This is a genomic window from Ruegeria sp. CL5, assembly GCF_056536485.1.
This window is the reverse complement of the sequence record NZ_JBQFPS010000001.1, coordinates 430,857-451,977: the sequence shown is the minus strand read 5'-3', so window position 1 is coordinate 451,977 and position 21,121 is coordinate 430,857. Positions and strand designations below refer to the sequence as shown.

19 protein-coding genes are annotated in these 21,121 nt (G+C 57.4%); 5 read left to right on the top strand and 14 right to left on the bottom strand.

Features of this window, described 5'->3' with window-relative positions; genetic code table 11:
• Window positions 1-3 precede the first annotated feature (3 nt).
• The 5 genes from ACR0IU_RS02215 to ACR0IU_RS02195 all read right to left on the bottom strand — a co-directional run bounded on the left by ACR0IU_RS02215 (window position 4) and on the right by ACR0IU_RS02195 (window position 4,997).
• Window positions 4-2,898: a formate dehydrogenase subunit alpha gene (locus ACR0IU_RS02215; RefSeq protein ID WP_480715091.1), complete on the bottom strand. Its 2,895-nt coding sequence runs from the start codon at window positions 2,896-2,898 to the stop codon at window positions 4-6.
• Window positions 2,899-3,003: 105 nt separating this feature from the next.
• The gene (locus ACR0IU_RS02210; protein ID WP_010439477.1) at window positions 3,004-3,192 is read right to left on the bottom strand and encodes a ubiquinol-cytochrome c reductase iron-sulfur subunit N-terminal domain-containing protein; all 189 of its coding nucleotides are present in this window, start codon (window positions 3,190-3,192) and stop codon (window positions 3,004-3,006) included.
• Window positions 3,193-3,248: 56 nt separating this feature from the next.
• Window positions 3,249-3,860 carry a TorD/DmsD family molecular chaperone gene (locus tag ACR0IU_RS02205; RefSeq protein WP_170469535.1) on the bottom strand — a complete coding sequence of 204 codons (612 nt, stop codon included), beginning with the start codon at window positions 3,858-3,860 and terminating at the stop codon, window positions 3,249-3,251.
• A 4-nt stretch (window positions 3,861-3,864) separates the two neighbouring features.
• Window positions 3,865-4,446, bottom strand: coding sequence for a DUF3306 domain-containing protein (locus ACR0IU_RS02200; protein WP_480715090.1), 582 nt, complete (start codon window positions 4,444-4,446; stop codon window positions 3,865-3,867).
• Window positions 4,443-4,997 carry a DUF3305 domain-containing protein gene (locus ACR0IU_RS02195; protein ID WP_480715089.1) on the bottom strand — a complete coding sequence of 185 codons (555 nt, stop codon included), beginning with the start codon at window positions 4,995-4,997 and terminating at the stop codon, window positions 4,443-4,445. Before ACR0IU_RS02195 ends, ACR0IU_RS02200 begins: the two co-directional genes overlap by 4 nt.
• A 258-nt stretch (window positions 4,998-5,255) precedes the next feature.
• Here ACR0IU_RS02195 and ACR0IU_RS02190 point away from each other — a divergent pair, with 258 nt between their 5' ends.
• Entirely contained in the window at window positions 5,256-7,211 is a 1,956-nt protein-coding gene (locus tag ACR0IU_RS02190; protein ID WP_480715088.1) for a 4Fe-4S binding protein, read from the top strand.
• Here the strand turns inward: ACR0IU_RS02190 and ACR0IU_RS02185 are convergent.
• Window positions 7,205-7,933 carry a hypothetical protein gene (locus ACR0IU_RS02185; protein ID WP_480454707.1) on the bottom strand — a complete coding sequence of 243 codons (729 nt, stop codon included), beginning with the start codon at window positions 7,931-7,933 and terminating at the stop codon, window positions 7,205-7,207. The genes ACR0IU_RS02190 and ACR0IU_RS02185 overlap by 7 nt on opposite strands.
• Window positions 7,934-8,065: 132 nt before the next feature.
• On the opposite strand from ACR0IU_RS02185, the gene ACR0IU_RS02180 reads away from it, so the two are divergent.
• Genes ACR0IU_RS02180 through ACR0IU_RS02170 form a run of 3 tightly spaced genes read left to right on the top strand, consistent with a single transcriptional unit; the run spans window position 8,066 to window position 10,298 of the window.
• Window positions 8,066-9,127 carry an Mrp/NBP35 family ATP-binding protein gene (locus ACR0IU_RS02180; RefSeq protein WP_170539185.1) on the top strand — a complete coding sequence of 354 codons (1,062 nt, stop codon included), beginning with the start codon at window positions 8,066-8,068 and terminating at the stop codon, window positions 9,125-9,127.
• A complete protein-coding gene (locus tag ACR0IU_RS02175) occupies window positions 9,124-9,819 on the top strand; it encodes a DUF4444 domain-containing protein (RefSeq protein ID WP_170469554.1) in 696 nt (231 codons plus the stop codon). The genes ACR0IU_RS02180 and ACR0IU_RS02175 overlap by 4 nt, the downstream gene beginning before the upstream one ends.
• On the top strand, window positions 9,819-10,298 hold the full coding sequence (locus ACR0IU_RS02170) for a DUF6505 family protein (protein ID WP_170770517.1): 480 nt from the start codon (window positions 9,819-9,821) through the stop codon (window positions 10,296-10,298). Before ACR0IU_RS02175 ends, ACR0IU_RS02170 begins: the two co-directional genes overlap by 1 nt.
• Here the strand turns inward: ACR0IU_RS02170 and ACR0IU_RS02165 are convergent.
• From ACR0IU_RS02165 to acs, 8 genes are all read right to left on the bottom strand, one after another.
• Window positions 10,295-10,795: a flavin reductase family protein gene (locus tag ACR0IU_RS02165; protein WP_170469560.1), complete on the bottom strand. Its 501-nt coding sequence runs from the start codon at window positions 10,793-10,795 to the stop codon at window positions 10,295-10,297. The two genes, ACR0IU_RS02170 and ACR0IU_RS02165, sit on opposite strands and share 4 nt — an antisense overlap.
• Window positions 10,796-10,882: 87 nt before the next feature.
• Window positions 10,883-12,295 carry a 3'-5' exonuclease gene (locus ACR0IU_RS02160; protein WP_480715087.1) on the bottom strand — a complete coding sequence of 471 codons (1,413 nt, stop codon included), beginning with the start codon at window positions 12,293-12,295 and terminating at the stop codon, window positions 10,883-10,885.
• Between the two features lie 2 nt (window positions 12,296-12,297).
• Window positions 12,298-12,816, bottom strand: a complete 519-nt coding sequence (locus tag ACR0IU_RS02155; RefSeq protein WP_480715086.1) for a hypothetical protein — start codon at window positions 12,814-12,816, stop codon at window positions 12,298-12,300.
• Between the two features lie 27 nt (window positions 12,817-12,843).
• Window positions 12,844-14,667: a DUF294 nucleotidyltransferase-like domain-containing protein gene (locus ACR0IU_RS02150; RefSeq protein ID WP_480715085.1), complete on the bottom strand. Its 1,824-nt coding sequence runs from the start codon at window positions 14,665-14,667 to the stop codon at window positions 12,844-12,846.
• A 107-nt stretch (window positions 14,668-14,774) separates the two neighbouring features.
• Window positions 14,775-16,559 carry a sodium:solute symporter family protein gene (locus ACR0IU_RS02145; RefSeq protein WP_010439509.1) on the bottom strand — a complete coding sequence of 595 codons (1,785 nt, stop codon included), beginning with the start codon at window positions 16,557-16,559 and terminating at the stop codon, window positions 14,775-14,777.
• A 5-nt stretch (window positions 16,560-16,564) separates the two neighbouring features.
• Complete coding sequence (locus ACR0IU_RS02140) at window positions 16,565-16,849, bottom strand: DUF4212 domain-containing protein (protein WP_010439512.1); 285 nt, start codon at window positions 16,847-16,849, stop codon at window positions 16,565-16,567.
• Between the two features lie 182 nt (window positions 16,850-17,031).
• Window positions 17,032-17,715, bottom strand: coding sequence for an adenylate kinase (locus ACR0IU_RS02135; RefSeq protein ID WP_480715084.1), 684 nt, complete (start codon window positions 17,713-17,715; stop codon window positions 17,032-17,034).
• Window positions 17,716-17,722: 7 nt separating this feature from the next.
• Window positions 17,723-19,687: an acetate--CoA ligase gene (acs, locus tag ACR0IU_RS02130; RefSeq protein ID WP_480715083.1), complete on the bottom strand. Its 1,965-nt coding sequence runs from the start codon at window positions 19,685-19,687 to the stop codon at window positions 17,723-17,725.
• A gap of 408 nt (window positions 19,688-20,095) precedes the next feature.
• Between acs and ACR0IU_RS02125 the strand changes: the two genes are divergently transcribed.
• A complete protein-coding gene (locus ACR0IU_RS02125; protein ID WP_480715082.1) occupies window positions 20,096-21,112 on the top strand; it encodes a C4-dicarboxylate TRAP transporter substrate-binding protein in 1,017 nt (338 codons plus the stop codon).
• Window positions 21,113-21,121 lie beyond the last annotated feature (9 nt).

Here is a 21,121-nt window from a genome sequence, read left to right as displayed (position 1 = left end):
TCCTTACGCTGCCCAGATTTTGCAGAGAGTACACTTGGTCTCTTGCATCTGGGTCACTGAATCATAGCCATAGGTTTGGGCGGTGTTGGTACTTTCACCCAGCACATAGGGGTCAGCGCCGGCGGGATATTTGTGCCGCTGGTCTTCGCCCTGGAAATGGCCGCCAAAGTGGAAAGGCATGAAAGCGACACCGGCACCAACCCTGTTGGTCAGCATCGCCATCACCTTGACCTTGCCACCCTCAGGACCTTCAACCCAGACCTGCGATCCGTCGCGAATGCCAAGGTTGTTGGCATCGCGAGGATTGATCTCGACGAACATGTCCTGCTGCAACTCGGCCAGCCACGGGTTCGACCGTGTCTCATCTCCGCCGCCTTCATATTCGACCAGACGACCAGACGTGAGGATTATCGGGTAATCCTTTGAAAAGTCGTTCTTTTGGATCGAAGCATAAAGCGTGGGCAGGCGATATGCATGCCGGTCCTCGTAGGTCGGATAGTCCGCCACCAGATCGCGACGCGGCGTGTAAAGCGGCTCGCGATGCAGTGGGATCGGATCCGGGAAGGTCCAGACAACCGCGCGGGCTTTGGCATTCCCGAAGGGCGCACAGCCATGGGCAATTGCAACCCGCTGGATGCCGCCGCTAAGGTCGGTCTTCCAGTTGGTTTTCTCACCTGCTACGGCGTCGATGGCCGCGCGTTCTTCTGCGGTCAAATCTCCGTCCCAGCCAAGATCCATCAGCATCTGCATCGTGAACTCAGGGTATCCATCCTGAATTTCCGATCCAGCGCTATAGACCCCTTCGGCCAGCAGGTTGTCGCCGTCACGTTCCACGCCGAATCTGGCGCGGAAGGTCAGGCCGCCTTCGGCCACCGGTTTGGACATGTCATAGAGGTTTGGTGTCCCTGTATGACCCATCTCGGCGGTTCCCCAGCAGGGCCACGGTAGACCGTAATACTCGCCGTCGTTTGGTCCACCAATAGCTTGCAGTGTGGTCCTGTCGAAGGTGTGCTGGTTGGCCATATGGCTTTTCAGACGTTCCGGCGATTGACCGGTATAGCCGATGGTCCAGAGGCCGCTGTTGAACTCACGCGTGATGCTTTCAACATTCGGGGTCTCGGGGTCTTCCATCTCGATATTGCGGAAGAACCGGTCTGCCCAGCCAAACTTGTTGGCGAACTTGGCCATGATGACCTCGTCCGGCAGGCTTTCGAACAACGGATCAACCACCTTGTCGCGCCACTGCAACGACCGGTTCGATGCCGTGACCGAGCCACGGGTTTCGAACTGCGTGCAAGCAGGCAACAGATAGACGCCGTCAGTACGGTCATGCAGAACGGCCGAAACTGTTGGATACGGGTCGATCACGACCAGCATGTCCAGCTTCTCCATCGCCGTCTTCATTTCCGTCATCCGGGTCTGCGAGTTGGGCGCGTGGCCCCACAGAACCATGGCGCGGACATTGTTGTCCTGGTCCATGTTGGCCGGGTCTTCCAGAACACCGTCGATCCAACGAGAGACGGGGATGCCACGCTCATTCTGGAGCGGTTTATCCTTGCCTTCCTTGTCCTTGATCGTGGCGAATTGGCCTGCGAGCCATTCGGGCTCTTCACCCCAGACACGAGCCCAGTGACCCCATGCGCCTTTCGACAGACCATAATAGCCGGGCAGGGTGTGGGACAGAACACCAAGATCCGTCGCGCCTTGCACGTTGTCATGTCCACGGAAGATGTTGGTGCCACCACCCGTGGTGCCCATGTTTCCAAGTGCCAGCTGAAGCACACAGTAGGCGCGGGTGTTGTTGTTGCCGTTGGTGTGCTGAGTACCACCCATGCACCAGACGACTGTACCTGGACGGTTGTTCGCCATTGTGCGGGCAACGCGCTTCAATTGCGATCCCGGAGTTCCAGTAACGCGTTCCACCTCATCCGGGTTCCAATTAGCAACCTCTTCGCGGATCTGGTCCATGCCCCAGACACGGGTGCGGATGAACTCTTTGTCTTCCCAACCGTTGTCGAAGATGTGCCACAGGATTCCCCAGATCAGCGCAACGTCTGTACCGGGGCGGAAGCGGACATACTCATCCGCATGCGCTGCCGTGCGTGTAAAGCGCGGATCGCAGACGATCAGAGGGGCGTTATTCTGCTCTTTCGCGCGCAGAATATGCAGCAGTGAGACAGGGTGTGCCTCGGCCGGGTTGCCGCCGATGATGAAGATCGCCTTGCTATTGTGCATGTCATTGTACGAATTGGTCATGGCGCCATAGCCCCATGTATTCGCAACACCCGCAACAGTGGTTGAGTGGCAGATACGGGCCTGGTGATCCACGTTGTTCGTGCCCCAGTAGGCAGCGAACTTGCGGAACAGATAGGCCTGTTCGTTGTTATGCTTCGCAGAACCCAACCAGTATACGCTATCCGGTCCGGATTCTTCGCGGATGCTCATCATGCCGTCGCCGATCTCGTTGATCGCCTCTTCCCAGCTGATGCGCTTCCACTCGCCGCCTTCCTTTTTCATCGGATACTTGAGGCGGCGCTCGCCATGGGCGTGCTCGCGGACCGAGGCCCCCTTGGCGCAGTGTGCGCCCAGATTGAACGGGCTGTCCCAGCCGGGTTCCTGCCCGATCCAGACGCCGTTCTGTACCTCGGCTACGACCGTGCAGCCCACCGAGCAGTGAGTGCATACGGATTTGATATTCTCAACGGCGGTGTTTGCCGCTGTCTGGGCGCTGGCAGGCGTCACGGTTCCACCCGTGGCGCTGATCGCGGCAAGGCCGCCGATCGTCAGGCCCGAGCCACGCAGGAATGCGCGGCGATCGACGGTTTTCTCGCCGACCTGGGACAGGATACTTGTCCGCTGGGGGCGTCTCGCAACCCCGTTGGTCTTTTTCCTAAGCATTTCTTTCCTCCCTTGCGCGCCGTGTAAGCCACGGCTGGCTTGGTACTGCTGATCCTGACGTCAGGGCCAATCGCAACCGTCTGTCAGGTATGAAAACGTCCAGTCCTAGAACCGGGTGCTTTCGATGTATGCGCGCGTATGCGCGGTATCCTGCATCCGGGTGTCGTCCGTTGGCAGCTCGGCTGCTTCGGCCTGTCCGGTCAGGCTGGCTGCGGCAACAGCAGCAGGGGCTGCGGTTCCGGCCAGTTTCAGGAAGTCGCGGCGGGTTGCGCCTTCTTCCTTTGTCTTGCTCATGGGCTCCTCCTGTCCCAATTGCGGTTTGGCGCTGCAAAGCACCGGCGAGTGGCGGATTAATCCGCCGTCATTCGGAAGGCTTCGCGCTCGATCTCCATGAACACCCGACCGGCGGTGCCGACCGAGGCATAGAGAACCGAGTTCTCAGCGCCTTCCAAATCTGAATAGAAATGTGCGGCCCAAGGGCCGATGTGTTTACTCCAGAACGCCTTCTGGTCTTCCAGCGAGGCAGGCGCGCCGAAACGCCCGACGATCATGCCCGCCATCATCTCCATCAGAGAGGCAATGTTGTCTTCGGGTTCGTAAACATTTTGCGCCCTCGTGATACCGCGTGCTGCCATATCATTGCGAAGCTGGGCCAGCGGTTTTTCGTTCAGAAAACCGGTCAGATAGAAGCTGGCATAAGGCAACAATTCACCACGCCCCAATCCGATGAAAAGCGCATTGAACTCACGCTCGGCAGCGGCGGGCTTAGTGACCTTTGCCACGCGCGCCATCGCCTCTATGGCCTGACCCAGATCAGAGGCGTCACCGCTCAGCCCTGCCATCTGGTCCAGCAGCAACTGATCGGGCGGACCAGCCAGAAGCAAACCCAGAAAATTGTAGAAATCCGCGCGCAGACGATCCTCGGCCGAGATATCAATGGTTTGCGCGTTGTCTGCGGTCATAGAGTTATCCTCCGAATTCAAATTTCATGCGGCGCGGAGCAGGGGGGACTTCAAGCTCCTCTGGTTCTTCCACATTAGCCACGGTCATGGGTTCCGGCGCAGGTTCTTCGGCCTTGGCCGGTTCTTCACGCGCCTCGATCACATCAAGCGTATCTGTCTCTGGATCGCATTCTTGCTCTTCAGCCTCGGCAGCGAGCACTTCGACATGAGCCAACATGCCCTTGCCTACCTGATACGCGGTCTGAAGGTTCTCAATCACGCAGGCTGCGTCGGTGTAGTCCTCGCCGTAGTCGACCAGCCCGTCGACATTGGCCAGAACAGGGTTCAGCCGCCATAGGCGCCGCAAGGCGCGGCGGCGCAGGCGGTCAGGCACGGCTTTGGCCATGAAGCCCGAGACATCATCACCTGCTTGCAGCGTATCGGGATCGGGCAGATCAAACTCGGACAGAATTTCGGCGTCGCTTTTTTCTTCCATCTCAGCTTGCCGCGTTGTGATGATCTGTTCCTTTGCGGCCAAAGCTTCTGCTTCGGTCTCGGCCTGAACGGCGGCCTTGCGGCGGGACCAGAAATCGCGCGCTTGGGTCATTGCAGCACCCGACGCGGTGCGCGGTAGACATCCGTGTCCTGACGGATGCGAGCGTCGCCTTTTCCGTCCTCAACCAAATCTATGCGCTTCTTATCCCGACGGCGCTTTACGAACACTTCGTCCCGATGATGCTGCAGCGTGAAATCGCGCACCCAAGCGATTAGACCTTCTGTCATCGGGATCTTCTCGACAATCTCCTCGCCGGTATCAGCGTAGTCCTGACCTTCAAACGGAGAGGCCGTGACCAGCACTGCATTCAAGGGAGTTTCACCTTTCAACTCATCCCGAAGCACCAGGTAAAGCGAGGGCTGTCCGTCCGACAGGTTCACCATATAGGCCTCTGTTTCGTCAGCCCAGAGTGATAGAGGCAGTGTGGCAGCGTGATATTCGACGGTATCGCCTTCGCGTCGCAGCTCTTGCCAATCCGCAGGTCCGGCGCCAGGCAACAAAGCGACTGCGCGCCAGCTCCAGCGGGCCCAACGTGTGACCCCGGGTGTTTTGCGCACGATGACGCCAACCGGCATTTCAATCTGGCTTGCGGCCTTGGCCACTGGCTCCTCCCCGGAAGGCTCTCCCCTGCCTTCCCTATGATGTACTATGGTACATAAATTGGCGCGGTGCCAAGTCCACTTGCATTGATCAGGTCGTTTTCTTCGATAATTTATTCGTTATTGGCCTGAGCGGCTCGTGGATGGCTTGGGGGTCGATGAAAAATAGTGCACAAATCTGCCATTCTGCCCGGTGCCGCATTGCCACGGTGCGGATTAGGTTTAGTGTGAATTGGGGCAGCCAACAGTTCGGGAGGAGATATGACCAGCAGGCTTTTGTTGTGTGATTGCGAGGGGACGCAATCAATTGACGCGGATCGCATATCCTTGGCCTGTGAACTGAGCTGTTCAAAGGTCCATACTGCGCTTTGTACCCGAGAACTTGGCGTGGTGGCTGAAATGCTTCAGACCGACGATCAGGTCGTGATTGCCTGCGGGCAAGAGACTGTCGTGTTTTCTGACCTTGCAGATGATCTGGGTGTGGATCAGCCGGGATGCGTTGACCTCAGAGACCGTGCTGGCTGGTCGGAGCAGGGCGGAAATGCAGCGCCAAAAATGGCAGCGTTGGCAGCTGAAGCGATGTTGCCGCAGCCGATCACTTCTGCAGTTGATGTTATCAGCGAAGGCACTTGCTGTATCATCGGGTCGGGCGAGATCGCTTATGATCTGGCTGAACAATTATCGGACAGCTTGGCCGTAACGGTTTTGGTCACAGATGAGGTTCAACCGCTGAGCCGTGCTTTTGATGTTATTCGTGCCAAGGTGCGGAACCTGTCGGGCGCACTGGGTGGGTTCACGTGGCATCTGGATCAAGTGCAGCAACTAGAACCCGGCGGGCGTGGTGACTTTGCGTGGAGCGCGCCGAGGGATCGGGCCACATCGCGCTGTGATATTGTCGTTGATCTGACTGGAGGTACGGCTTTAGTTGCGGCCCCGGATAAGCGCGAAGGCTACCTGCGCGCCGATCCTCGTGATGCGGTGGCAGTTGCGCACCTGGCCTTCGATGCGCTGCAACTGGTCGGTACCTTTGAAAAGCCTCTTTACGTGCGACTGGATGAAGCGCTTTGTGCCCATTCACGCGCAGGACAGACCGGGTGTTCGAACTGTTTGGACATATGTCCGACCGGTGCCATCACATCAGCGACAGATCATGTGGCAATCGACCCCATGATTTGCGCCGGGTGTGGTGAGTGTTCTGCCCTATGTCCGTCTACAGCCATTACTTACGAGGACCCACCGGTATCTGCCATCCTCTCTAGGATGCACATACTAGCGCGAACTTTTCGTCGGGCAGGGGGTACTGCGCCGCGTTTGCTGGTGCACGATGCCCACGGGGCGCAGATGATCCGAATGGTTGCCCGGTTTGGCCGAGGTCTTCCAGCGGATGTCATTCCACTAGAATTGCACGTGGTTTCAGGTTTTGGTCATGCCGAGATGCTGGCCGGGTTGGCACACGGATTCGCCCGCGTCGACGTCCTGTTGGGGCCCAAAGTCGAACGGGACGCGCTGGATCGGGAACTGGACTTGGCGCAGGCCATCGCGGGGCAGGGTGCCCTGAGCCTGATTGACGAAGTTGACCCGGATGCGTTTGCTGATCTGCTTTATGCGCAAGAGGTGCCGCTACCATTGACCGATCCGGTTCTTCCATTGGGGAACCGGCGACAAATCACCCGTCTGGCGGCGCAAGCGCTGAATGCCAAGACCGAAGCACCGTTGGCCTTGCCAGATGGCGCTCCATATGGCGCCGTTGTAGTAAACACTGACACCTGCACCTTGTGCCTCAGTTGTGTATCATTGTGCCCCTCAGGTGCGCTGATCGACAATCCAGACAAGCCGCAGTTGAACTTTCAGCAGGATGCCTGCCTGCAATGCGGTATCTGTCGCACGATCTGTCCTGAACACGCCATTGATCTGGTGCCGCAGCTTGACCTAAGCGACAAGGCCCTGTCGCAGCAGGTTCTTAATGAGGAAGAGCCGTTCGAATGCATCGAATGTGGTGCGGCCTTTGGTGTCAGGTCGACGGTCGAGCGCATAATGGACAAACTGTCCGGAACACATCCGATGTTTGCAACTTCGGATCAGGCAAGGCTGATCCAGATGTGTGATGATTGCAGGGTAAATGCTCAGTTCCACAGCACCGACAATCCGTTCCAGTCATCTCCCAGACCCCGTGTCGTGACGACGGATGACTATTTTTCAAAGCGTAAGGATCACTGAAGTTGCAGCGGTGCGCCCAGATCGGCGGCGCTGATGGCGGCGACAAAGGCCAAAATGGCTTCGAGATCATCCAGACTTATTTCCACCGGATGGATCGGCGATGGACGCTCGGGCGGGAAGGGCTCGGTTACGCCCTCAATCTGGGTGAAGGCGGGATGCGGGTTCAGGGCAAAAAAAGCCTGAAACCGCTCGGACCAATCAGGCATCGCGCGCAAGACGGCGAAAGACGGCGTGGAACCCAATCCGTTCATGCGGTTTTGCGGCCCGATCACATGGCACCGGCCGCAGTGAGTAAACGACAAATCCTGACCCAAAGCAGCATCTCCGTCGATTTTAGCGTCTTCGACAACATCTGCGATTTCGAAGTTCGCGTTAAATGGCCCACCTTCAGCGGGAACAAAGCTTTCGATCGTACGTTTCCCAATGTCGGACAACAGCCAGTCTCGGAACTTGATTTCCTTTGCGCTGGCATTAATGCGCAGGTGATAGACTGTTTCGTCACGGGCAAAAACCGGATCGCCAGGAGGTGCCGGAGCAAGAGCCATTACACCATCATTGTCTGCGACAACGCGAACCCCGGACTTGAGAGAGAAGCGCGGAAGGATATGTTGCAGAAGACCCGAGTTTGAAATCTCATCTGGCGCTGCGAGTCCAATTGCCTCTTGTGACCAAGAGGGGGTGGCGGTGAGCGTCAGGCTCAGGCACAACAGGACAAAGCGCATGGCCAAACTTAGCGGTGTCAGGCCAATTGCGTCAAATGAACGAAAAGAGACGGAGTATCATGCAATGAGCGGCGACCGCAATCAGTCGACACGCAAGGCCCTAATCGAAGGGTGGATAACGGAGGTGGTAGCATGAGCATCCGTGACGCCGTACTGGCGAACCTAAAGAAGATCACTGATCCTGTTTCCGGGCAGGATATTGTCAGCGCAGGTATTGTGCGCGCACTGAATGTCGAGGGGGATACGGTGCGCTTTGTACTTGAGATCGATCCCAAACAGGCCGAGAAAATGGAGCCCGTGCGCGCCACAGCCGAGAAAGCGGCGCAGATGGTGGACGGCGTGTCCAACGTCTCGGCCATGATGACCGCGCATTCGGACAAGGCCCCACCCGATTTGAAGCCCAAGCCTAAGCCTTCGCAAACCGGACCGCAGGCGGTGCCGGGTGTGGACCGGATCATCGCGGTGGCGTCTGGTAAAGGGGGCGTCGGCAAGTCCACCGTGTCGGCCAACCTTGCCTGCGCGCTAGCCGCAGAAGGACGTCGCGTGGGTCTTTTGGATGCAGATGTCTACGGGCCGTCGCAACCCCGGATGCTGGGCGTCTCGGGTCGTCCGGCCAGCCCTGATGGCAAGACGATTCTGCCTTTGCGCAATCACGGTGTTACCATGATGTCGATGGGGTTGATGACCAACGAAGGACAGGCGGTTGTCTGGCGTGGCCCGATGCTGATGGGCGCATTGCAGCAGATGATGGGTCAGGTACAATGGGGCGCGCTCGATGTGCTGATCGTTGACCTGCCTCCTGGCACGGGTGATGTGCAGCTTACGTTGAGCCAGAAGTTTAAGGTGGATGGCGCCATCGTTGTTTCAACCCCACAAGACGTGGCTTTGATCGATGCTCGCAAGGGGATCGACATGTTTAATCAGCTCAAAACACCCATCGTTGGGATGATTGAAAATATGTCGACTCATATCTGTTCGAATTGTGGACACGAAGAGCACGTATTCGGTCATGGCGGTGTGGCGTCAGAAGCCGAGGCATTGGGAGTGCCACTGCTGGGTGAGATACCACTGCATCTGGATATCCGCGTGGCAGCAGACGGGGGGGCGCCGATCGTAGTCAGCAAACCCGACAGCCCACAAGCAGAAGCCTTCCGCAAGATCGCTCGCGACATGATTGCCAAGGGGAATGCATGAGCCACCCGGTCTTTCCCCCATTGCTCAGCGGGCATCCTGCCAAGGCCGGAGAGGATCCGTTCGAAAAGGCTCAGGCCATGGCGGCGCTAGGCTGTGATGGGGGAACCGTGGTCTATAGTATTCAGGCGGATCGTCTGCGCGTTGCCATCGTCTTTGCCCCCGAGGTGCCGCTGCAGGATGCAATAGCAATGTTGCCGCTATGTGCCGTCGGTTTCCAGAACGCCCTGGGCGCACTGGCTCCTCCAGAAGTTGCTGTGCATCTAGGCTGGGACGGCGTAATCTGCGTGAATGGCGCAACATGCGGGACGATGAAGGTTGCGGCCTCGTCTGCCGAGGCAGGCGAGATTCCTAATTGGCTTGTCGTCGGTTGGGAGCTTGCATTGCTGTCGACCAGCGACGCCCCCGGGGAAACGCCGGATGTAACTGCGCTTTATGATGAAGGTTGTGCTGACGTGTCGGCGACGCAACTGGTCGAAAGCTGGTCGCGCCACATGCTGACATGGCTCAACCGCTGGCAAGAAGAGGGCAACGCGCCGCTCCATGCCGAATGGATGGGGCTACTGCGAGGGGTTGGAGAACCCATCGCGGACTCCGGTGTATTTCTCGGCACCGACGAACGGTTTGGCATGCTGATCCGCGAGGGCGCAGACACCCAAATACGCCCGCTGACAGAACTGTTGGAGACCGTCTGATGAATCTCGCCCGAGCAATCCATTTTGATGAAAGCGACATGAACGTGTTCCATTCACCAGCACGAACCGGTGAGTGGTGCATCCCGGGTGGTTTCGAGTTTTCGAATTGGGGAGAGGCCGACTTAGAAGGCAAGGCACGTCAGGCCTTTGCCAATGGTTGGCTGGGGCTTGAGACGTTTGGGCGCGTGACATTCGTTGCGGTTACGCAAATTGAGCAGGCCGAAATAGACCAACTGACACAGAATCTGGCTGAGCATTTTGTGCAGTTATACGGTGCACCATCGGTCGAGGCGGCGATGGATGTCGCGCAGACCGAAATCGCGCACATGACCGAGATGTGCGAGGATCATGCCCCGAACACGTTGCTGACAGTGGCCCGGGAATTGACAGGGGCAGGGGTGCACGAGGCGTTTCGCGTGATCACGCCGCAAGAAACGCAGCTTGAAGCATTGGCCGTCCACGGATCGCTGGACGACTAGATCAAATCTGCGAAACCACCAAACTGGCCGCGTTTAAAGATCAATCCTTGACCGGGGCGGTGCATGACTTTCTCGACATGGCCAACAAGAATCAGGTGATCACCTGCCGCGTGACGCGCCGACAAGCGACAGTCGAAGCGGGCCAGACATTCAGCAAGACGGGGACGCCCTGCATCATCTTCCTGCCAGTCGGCATGAGAAAAATCGAACCCGTTACGCGCAAATTGTAGGGCCTGATCGTGCTGGTCCTGCGCCATCACATGTATCGCGTAATGCTCGCAGGTGCTGAAGGCGTCATACCGGTTCGAGTTCCGGTCGAGGCACCATAAAACCAAAGGTGGGTCCAGAGATACGGATGCGAACGAGTTCACCGTGATCGCGGCGGGTCCTTCGGCGGTGCTGGTAGTGACAACGGTGACTCCGGTGCCGAAACAGCCCAACGCCTCGCGAAAGGCAAGATTGTCCTCAGGGCCAGGAATGAATGTTTTTTCCGTCATCACGCGCTCGTTCAAGGGGCCTGTCTCAGGTGCCATGTGGCGCAGGGATTGTCCACGAAAAGCTGCGGTGAATTGAGGATTTTCCGGCTAGTTCAGATCCTCCAGCAACCGCCCGTGTTTACGGGTTTCCGCGATTACGTCGCCAAAGGTTGTCATGCCGCGTGCCTTAAGCATTGGCAACATTCGGACCAGAGCCTCGGCAGTGGCAACCGCATCGCCCAGAGCAGTATGGCGTAGGGTTTCAGGTATGGTTACACCCAGCCGATCACAAACCGCATCCAGTGTGTGGGTTTCGCTTGCTCCGAACAGAACAGCCGACAGCAGAACCGTGTCAAGAATGGGGTGGGACCAGTCTACCTCCATACGGCCAGCATGACGGCGTAGGAAAGCCATGTCGAATGGTGCGTTATGGGCGACAATCACAGCGTCACGGGCGAATTGGTGAAAGCTTTGCCCGGCCCCGGCGATGTCGGGCGCACCCTGCACCATCCTGTCGTTAACCTTATGGACTTTGGTCGAGGCTGGCGGGATCGGTATACCCGGATCGACAAGTGTGTCGAACTTCTCACCCTCGACAATCTTGCCCTTTACCACCCGCACGGCTCCAATCTGAACGATCTCGTCTTTATGAGGCAACAAGCCGGTCGTTTCAGTGTCAAAGACCACGAAACACAGGTCCGACAGGCTGCGTTCCTCAAAGACGTCATCCCCGGGCGTGTCGAGCAGCTCGAAATCATAGACCAGAGGGCGGGCATCCTCGGGCGGAATGCGGGCAACGCTGCCTTCAAAGACCAGCATATAACCCGGAGCGTCACCCAGCGGTTTCATCCGCGCGGTATAGGTTTGCCGCCCATCAACGCTGGACAAAGTGCAATAGACATCCATGCCGGTCTTGCACATCTCTTTGTAGGCATCGGTGAGGCCAGTGCTTTCAAGATAGTCAAACAAAGATGCGTTCAGGCGGGGGTGGGCGATCTGGGCCAGTACCCCGGCGGCCTGCGCGTCATACAGAACGATCTGATGCTTGGGGCTTGCCAGAAGCATGGCGACGGGTATCTCGGTCAGCAGGGCGGTGAGGCGTTTTTTCTCAGCCGCCAGATGGGCGGTTTCCGCTGCGACGGCCTGGGCGGTGGTCATGGCGTTTTCGGCCAGCTGTTCTGCTAGCCCCGCGGCCGCTGGGGCAAGATCACCCAGATACCGCGCAGCTTCCAAATCGAGATCTGTGCTGACCCCTGCATGGGCGCGGGCCCGAAGTTGCGCGGAAAGACGTTCGATCGGTTTAGCCACGTTATCATCGAACAACAGCCAGACACCTGCGACCAGTCCGAGCAAACCGAAGGCGATCAACGCATCCGCGAAGATAAATGCATTGATCAGTGCCGGGTCGGCCGCACGTTCATAGCTAATCCACAAGACCACTGTGCTAACAAGTATCCCGCCCAAGGCCAGCAGACAAAAAAACAGGAAGATGCGCAGGCGTAGGCTTAGCTTGTGCAGCATGGTCAGACTCCGCAAGTCGCCTCGATGATCGGATCTCCGGTCTCGGCCTTGAACCATGTTGCGTTTGTCAGGCTGCCATCGGTTGCAAATTCTGCACCGTCAACCAAATTGGCGCGACTATTCTCGGCACAATTGACTGCAATCGGCAGTTTTGAAACCGGTGCCCAGCGGCCGAAGAAGTAGAGATCCACAAGACGTTGATCAGGGACACTTTCGTTTGTGCGAACAGATACGGTATCGATGGCTGCGAAGCGATCGACGAAGGGCACCGCATATGTCCAAGGTCTATAAATCGCGCGGCTTTCGATCTCTTCGACAATTGCTAGCCCATCGGGCAGTTGACCACGCGTGCGATCATACCAGGAATATTCGCTTGAGATCGTCATGGCGATCATCCCAACGCCTGCCGCGACCGGAGCGACCCATTTTGGCAACCGGCCACCGGTTAGTTTGTTCAGCACCATGACAACGCCGGCAAAGGCAAAACCTGCAAAGACCGTGCCTATCAATTCCAGAAACATATTGTCTCTCCGTTATTCAGGCCTGAATTAGCCCAGCATACCTTTGCCATGACCAACCGCCGATTGCATCGTTTTTACCACGACGAAGGCATCGCGAAGATGACTTCGCTCAAAGTCCGAAAGGGCGGTTGGGGGCAGATAATTGTCCGGCGCGTCACCGGATTTCACTAATCTGACCTGATGTTCCAGCCGCGTCTCGGCAATCAGATCATAGGCGTCCAAAAGATCGCGCGCACCGGATGCACTCAGGACATCTGCTGCCTGGGCAGCACTCAGACGGGCGCGTGTGTTGGCCTCGGATAACTGACCCTGAAGGCTGTAGATGCGTGCCAGATCAACCACAGGCACGACGCCATTGTGCTTGAGGTCCAGCGTATTGCGGTGTTCACCCGACCGGATCGTTGCAAAACCGCGCAGCAGCCCCAATGGTGGCGTGTGTTTCAGCGAATTCGAGATCATGTGCGCCACGAAGATCGAGTTTGCGCTGGCATTGGCCAAAGTCTCGGACTGCAGATCAGTGAATAGGTCGAAATTGCCCCCGATTGGGCGCAGATCGAACATGACTGAGGCCAGCATCTGTGCCTCAGGGTTCGGCCTGTCAATCCATCCTTTGAAGTAATCGCGCCAGACCCTGACTGGTTGGCACCAACGCGGATTTGTCGCCATCATGTCGCCGGGGCAATAGAAATACCCGCAGGTGTCCAGCCCGTCCGATACGAACTTGGCCAGATCTGCGAAGTACGCCATGTCGTCTTCGGTTACGCTGTCATCCAGCATCAGGCAATTGTCTTGATCCGAAACACCGGTCTGCTCCTGCCGTCCTTGCGAGCCGCAGGCCAGCCACAGGTATGGCACGGGAGGTGCCCCAAGCTCGGCCTCGGCCAGTGCCAGCAAGCGCCGTGTTGCGGTGTCAGCAATGTCGGTGATCAGTCGTGTCACGATCTCGTGCCGGTTGCCGCCTGCAACGAGTTGAACTAGCAGTTGGGGTATCTCGGCAGTGACTGTAGCCATCTCATCAGCAGTATTGGCGCGGGCGATCCGGCCCACCAACTCGGCAGAATTGACCGCCTGATAACGGGTGAGGTCGGTTTGAGTGACAATGCCAACCAACCGCCCGGCCTCGGAAATTGGGATATGCCCGATACCACGTTCCATCATCACATGCAGCACGTCCGAGCCGATATCGGTTGGGGATAGCGTGATCGGGTTGGTGGTCATGATGGCTGAAACCGCAGTGTCTGCTGGCATCGACTCGGCGACGAATTTGCCCGAGATATCGCGCAGGGTCGCTATGCCCAGCAACTTTTCACCCTCGGTCACGCAGAGTGATGAGATATGTCGGTCGCGCATGATCTGCGCGGCGTTTTGAACCGGAGTATCGGGCGGGCAGGTGGCAGGGTCGCGCGCCATCAAAATGTCAATTGCACTGGTGGCCAGGCTTTGCGGCCCGCTGCGTCCACCGCGTGTGCGGTTGAAGAATTTGGACACCACGTCGTGCCCGTCGATCAGGTTTTTCACCAAATCTGGTGGCAGCACGATCAGCACCGTCGGCGTGTGGGCCCGCGCATGGGTTGCGGCCTTGCCATCCTTCAGCAATCCGCGCTCACCAAAAGAATTGCGCAGTCCCAGATGCGAGACGACAGCGCCATTCTCATCTGTAATCTCCACCTGTCCTTCGTAGATCACAAAAACGCCGGGCAGAGCATTGCCCAACTGGTAAATACTGCCATCGGCATCGACCTCGCGCACTTCGATCTGCTGGGCCAACTCGTCCAGCGCATCGTGGGGCAGGGCGTCATAGGGGTGCACAGATTTCAGAAACCGGGTGATTTCGTCAAGGGACAGGGGCATTTACGCTCTCCGGAGTTCCGAATAAAAATCCCGCCCGGTGGTGTGCCGGGCGGGAACAGTAAGTCGAAAGACGCGATCGAAGACAAGAGCCACCGACCGCATCACACTCAGTGATCCTGAGCTGCGCCCGCACCACGGGGAATGCGAATGCTTTCGACCATATCTTTGATCTCCTGCGGAGTCTCTTTGGTTGCGCCTGCTACAAAGTAGGCGACCGCAAAGTTGATCATCGCACCGATGGCGCCGAACGAGGTCGACTTGATCGGACCCAGAAGCGGGTCAGCATCGGTGAACGAGTTGGTGCCCGGAATGAACAGCCAGCCCTTATGCAGGAAGATGTAGACCAGAGTTACGGTAAGACCAGCCAGCATACCCGCAACCGCGCCGGTGTTGTTGATGCGGGTCGAGAAGATCCCCATCATCAGCGCCGGGAAGATCGAGGCAGCCGCCAGACCGAAAGCCAATGCAACCGTCTGCGCCGCAAAGCCCGGAGGGTTGAGACCCAGATAGGTTGCAACAACGATGGCTACAGCCATGGCAATCCGCGCCGCCAGAAGTTCACCCTTTTCAGAGATCGACGGGTTGATTGCGCCTTTGACGAGGTCGTGGGACACGGCCGACGAGATCGCCAGCAGCAGACCCGCAGCGGTAGACAGAGCAGCCGCAAGACCACCGGCAGCGACCAGACCGATCACCCAACCTGGAAGGTTGGCGATTTCGGGGTTGGCCAGAACCAGGATGTCGCGGTTGAACTTGGTCAGCTCGTTTCCGACCCAGCCTTTTTCCTCGGCAAGCGCCTGCATGTCGGCATTCTTGTCGTTGTAGTACTGAATCTTGCCGTCGCCGTTCTTGTCTTCCCAATCCAACAGACCGGTTTTCTGCCAAGTAGCCATCCAATCATAGCGCGGATCGTTGTCGATATCTTCGACCGAGACAGCGCCACCTTCGATGCCGCCATTGGGCCACATCATGTCACTGATGTTCAGACGCGCCATGGCACCAACCGCAGGGGCGGTCAGGTACAGCAGAGCGATGAAGACCAATGCCCAGCCAGCCGACCAACGTGCGTCAGATACCTTAGGAACGGTGAAGAAGCGCATGATGACGTGCGGCAGACCCGCTGTACCGATCATCAGCGATAGGGTGAACAGCACCATGTTCAGCGTGTTCGAGTGGTGGGCCGTGTACTCATTGAAGCCCAGCTCGGTCACGATAGCGTCCAGCTTGGTCAGCAAGGGTTCACCGCTTGCGGTGTCACCAAACAGACCCAGCGCCGGAACCGGCGTACCGGTCAGCTGCAACGAGATGAAGATGGCCGGGATAGTATAGGCGGTGATCAGCACGCAGTACTGAGCGACCTGAGTGTAGGTCACGCCCTTCATCCCGCCAAACACTGCGTAGGCAAACACAACAGCGGCACCGATTAGCAGACCCGATGTGTTGGACACTTCGAGGAAGCGGCCGAAGGCCACGCCCACGCCAGTCATCTGACCAATCACATAGGTCACCGAGGCAACGATCAGGCAAATCACGGCAACGATGCGAGCTGTCTGGCTGTAGAAGCGGTCGCCGATGAATTCCGACACGGTGTATTTGCCGAACTTACGCAGATAAGGCGCAAGCAGCAGAGCCAGCAGCACGTAGCCACCGGTCCAACCCATCAGAAAGGTTGAGTTGTCATAGCCGGTAAAGGCAATCAGACCCGCCATCGAGATGAACGAGGCCGCAGACATCCAGTCTGCCGCTGTCGCCATACCGTTGGTGACCGGGTGAATGCCGCGACCGGCGGCATAGAATTCGGATGTGGAACCCGCACGGGCCCAGATTGCGATGCCGATGTAAAGCGCAAAGGACGCGCCCACAAACAGCAGGTTGATGGTAAACTGATCCATGGCTCTTACTCCTCGTCCACGCCGTGTTCAGCGTCGAGCTTGTTCATGCGCCAGGCGTAGTTGAAGATCAGCACCAGAAAGACCAGGATCGATCCTTGCTGAGCGAACCAAAAGCCCAGATCTGTACCGCCAACAGCGATGCCAGACAGCAGCGGACGCAGCAGAATGCCGAATCCAAACGACACCAGCGCCCAAATCGCGAGGCTGATGTAGATGAGGCGCAGGTTGGCCTGCCAATAGCCCTTGTCGGCTTCGGCAGTCTGCGCGGAGTTTGTTGAATGATCCGCCATCGCGGGTTCCTCCTTCGCTTCCCTCATTGGCGGCCCGTTGCCCAACTCCTCCAGTGCCGTGGGCCGCTTCTCGAAATTGCCAGATGCCGGATGGCGTCAGGCATAGCTTCTCCGGTCTGCCGAGGCAGTTCCATTGAAGTATTCTGTTTTTGGATCAAGGCCCTAGGGCTTATCTGCTCCCCTTAGTCCATGACTTCGCCGACAATCCCGTGAAGGTTTCGCGCGATGTCGTCGATCTGACCCATGGCATCGATGCCTTTCAGCACGCCCTGGGCTAGATAGTAGTCAATCAATGGTGCGGTTTGCGCGTGATAGGCGGTGAGCCGCGAGGCGACCGTCTCGGCATTGTCATCAGCGCGGCGCTTGAATTCGGTGTGGCCGCACTTGTCACATTTGTCGTCTTCGACGGGTTGTTTGTACGTGTCGTGATAGCCTTCACCGCATCCGGCGCACGTGTATCGACCCGAAATCCGGGTAACCATTTCGGCGTCTTCAACCTCAAGGCTGATGGCCGCGTTGATCTTCTGATCTGACGACGCGAGTAAACCATCAAGCGCTTCGGCCTGAACCGTAGTGCGCGGGAACCCATCAAGAATGACGCCCTTGGAGCAGTCCGGTTCCGCCATGCGGTCGCGCAGGATCGCGATGACGATCCCGTCGCTGACAAGATCACCGGCCTCCATTACCGCTTTGGCCGCATTTCCGGCATCGGTGCCTCCCGCAACCGCGTCGCGCAGCAGATCACCGGTGCTGAGCTGCACCAGTCCGAACTTGTCTTCCAGCATGCGTGCCTGCGTTCCCTTCCCGGCGCCCGGAGGGCCGAGAAGGATCAGAACAGCGGGGGTCGTGGTAGTGGCAACGTCCATCACACCCTCACTTATTCGCACGGTTTTCAATCAGGTCTTCGACAACCGACGGATCGGCCAGCGTAGACGTATCGCCCAGCGAGCCGAAATCGTTCTCGGCAATCTTGCGCAGGATACGACGCATGATCTTGCCCGAGCGGGTCTTGGGCAGCCCCGGTGCCCACTGGATCACATCCGGGGATGCAATCGGGCCGATCTCGGTCCGGACCCATGTGCGCAGCTCTTTCAGCAGATCATCCGAAGGTTCGCGATCATTCATCAAAGTGACATAGCAATAGATGCCTTGCCCTTTGATTTCATGGGGATATCCCACAACGGCGGCCTCGGCGACAGCTGCATGGGCAACCAGCGCGCTTTCCACCTCGGCGGTACCCATCCGGTGACCCGAGACGTTGATCACGTCATCCACACGGCCCGTGATCCAGTAGTCGCCATCCTCATCCCGACGGCAACCGTCGCCGGTGAAGTAGTAACCTTTGTAGTCCGAGAAATAGGTCTTTTCGAACCGCTCATGATCGCCCCAGACCGTGCGCATCTGACCGGGCCAGCTGTCTTTGATGCACAGAACGCCTTCGACACCATTGCCTTCGATCTCAACACCGGACTGAGGGTCCAGAACCACGGGCTGAATGCCGAAGAAGGGTTTCATCGCCGAGCCGGGCTTCATCGCGTGAGCACCTGGCAGGGGGGTCATCAAGTGACCGCCAGTTTCGGTCTGCCACCAGGTGTCAACGATCGGGCAACGTCCACCGCCGACCACTTCGTTGTACCAGTTCCAGGCCTCCGGATTGATCGGCTCGCCGACCGTGCCCAACGTGCGCAGGTCGCTCAGGTCGCACTTCTCGACCCACTCGTTGCCTTGCCCCATCAGAGCGCGCAACGCAGTTGGGGCGGTATAGAACTGGTTCACCTTGTGCTTTGCGCAAACTTGCCAGAAGCGTGAAGCATCCGGGTAGGTGGGTACACCTTCGAACATCAGCGTGGTCGCACCGTTGGCCAATGGGCCATAGACGATATAGCTGTGGCCAGTGACCCAGCCCACATCCGCAGTGCACCAGTAAATGTCGCCTTCGTGATAATCGAACGTGATCTCATGCGTCATGGCCGCATAGACCAAATAGCCACCGGTCGTATGAACAACGCCCTTGGGCTGACCTGTCGAACCGGAGGTATAGAGGATGAACAGCGGGTCTTCCGCGTTCATCTCAGCGGGTGCACAATAGTCGTCCGCCTCAAGCGCCATTTCGTTGTAATCGTAGTCACGACCGTCAATCCACGTGGTTTGCCCGCCAGTGCGTTTAACAACCAAGCATTTCACTGTGTCCTTACAGTGCAGCAATGCAGCGTCTGCGTTCGACTTCAGCGGGGTCTTGCGGCCACCACGGGGTGCCTCGTCGGCAGTGATGACGACTTTGGCGTCGCAGCCGTTGATACGTGCCGCCAACGCATCGGGTGAAAATCCGGCAAATACAATCGAATGAATCGCTCCGATCCGTGCACAAGCCAGCATCGCGTAAGCAGCTTCGGGGATCATTGGTAGATAGATGACAACGCGGTCGCCTTTGCGGACACCCATCGACTCAAGGATGTTGGCCATCCGGCAAGTGCGGCGATGCAGTTCGGCATAAGTAATATACTGAGCCGTGTCGTTCGGATCATCTGGCTCCCAGATAATGGCTGTCTGATCGCCACGCGTCTTCAAATGACGGTCCAAGCAGTTGGCCGAGACGTTCAGCGTACCGTCCGCATACCAATTTATGCCAACCGAACCAAATTCATAGCTGACGTCTTTGACCTGAGTGTAGGGCTTGATCCAGTCAACGCGCTTGCCTTGCTCATCCCAAAACGCCTCTGGGTTGTTGATCGACGCAGCATACATATCTGCGTATTTGTCGGCGTCGACATGGGCGCGGGCGACGGTTTCTGCGGATGGCGGATATGTCTTGGCATCTGCCTGGGCAGCGGTGGTCATTTTTGAGGCTCCTCCCTCTGGACTGGATTGCATGGGACCGATATTGCCAGCCGATCAGACAATGTCGATCCATTTCCTCCCCGAGTTGAATAATACGGAGATCAGAAAAGAAATAAATAAATTGCGATAATCCTTGAACTTCTTTGTAAATAAGTTTCAGAATAATCGCGTTACTTGTAAACAAATATGAAATTACTAGTAATTGTATAATAATAACAATAATGTATCTGTAACATACAAAATGCTCACCGGATCGGTTCTGGAATATTAGTGTATCGCCCCATTTTGTTGAGCTGAATTGATTGCGGTAACACCGCTTATCCAAGCAGGGGTTGGCAGATTCCAGACTAGGCGCTAGCTTCTCTTTCAAGCGCCTCGATAGGGAGCGCATCTATGGGAGAGATCACAATGAATAAGATACTGAGTGGCGCGGCCTTTGCCGCCCTGAGCGTGGCGTTTGTCACCGAGGCAGCCGCGACCGAATGGAATGCCTCGGTCTGGGGTAAACGTCGTGCCTTTACCGAACATGTTGAAAAACTGGCTGAACTGGTGAACGAGAAAACCGGCGGCGATTTCACCATCAATGTCAGCTATGGTGGCCTGTCGAAGCCCAAGGAAAATCTGGATGGGATCGAGATTGGTGCGTTTGAGATGGCGCAGTTCTGCGCGGGCTACCACCGCGACAAGAACCGCGCGATCACTGTTCTGGAACTGCCCTTCCTGGGTGTGAACACACTGGATGAAGAGGTGGCCGTCAGCCACGCGGTTTATGATCATCCGGCGGTCAAGGATGAGATGGCGCAATGGAACGCGCGTATCATCATGACCTCGCCGATGCCTCAATATAACCTTGTTGGCACCGGTGACCCTCGTGATGAACTTGCCGAATTCGACGGGATGCGTGTTCGTGCCACCGGTGGTTTGGGGCAAGCATTTGAAGCGGTTGGCGGAGTACCTACGTCCGTGCCCGCGACAGAAGCTTACAATGCGATGGAATCGGGCGTAGTCGATACAGTGGCCTTCGCTCAGCATGCACATCTGTCGTTTGGAACCATCAACGAAGCCGACTGGTGGACAGCGAACCTCAATCCGGGAACCGTGAATTGCCCAGTTGTGGTAAATATAGACGCCTATGAAGCCCTGCCAGCGGAACACCGTGAGGCGTTTGATAGCTCGATTGATGAGGCGATCGCACATTATTTAGCCAACTACGGTGGACTGCTTGAAAAGTGGGACGGCGTTCTGGAAGAAAAGGGCGTTGAAAAGGTCGAGATTGACGGCGCAGTTCTTGAAGAGTTCCGCGCTAAGGCCGCCGATCCAATCCGCGCAAAATGGATTGAAGACATGACGGCTCAGGGTTTGCCAGCGCAGGACCTGTACGATCTAGTGCAGGCAACACTGCAACAGCAACGCGGCGGTAATTAATCGCCCTTC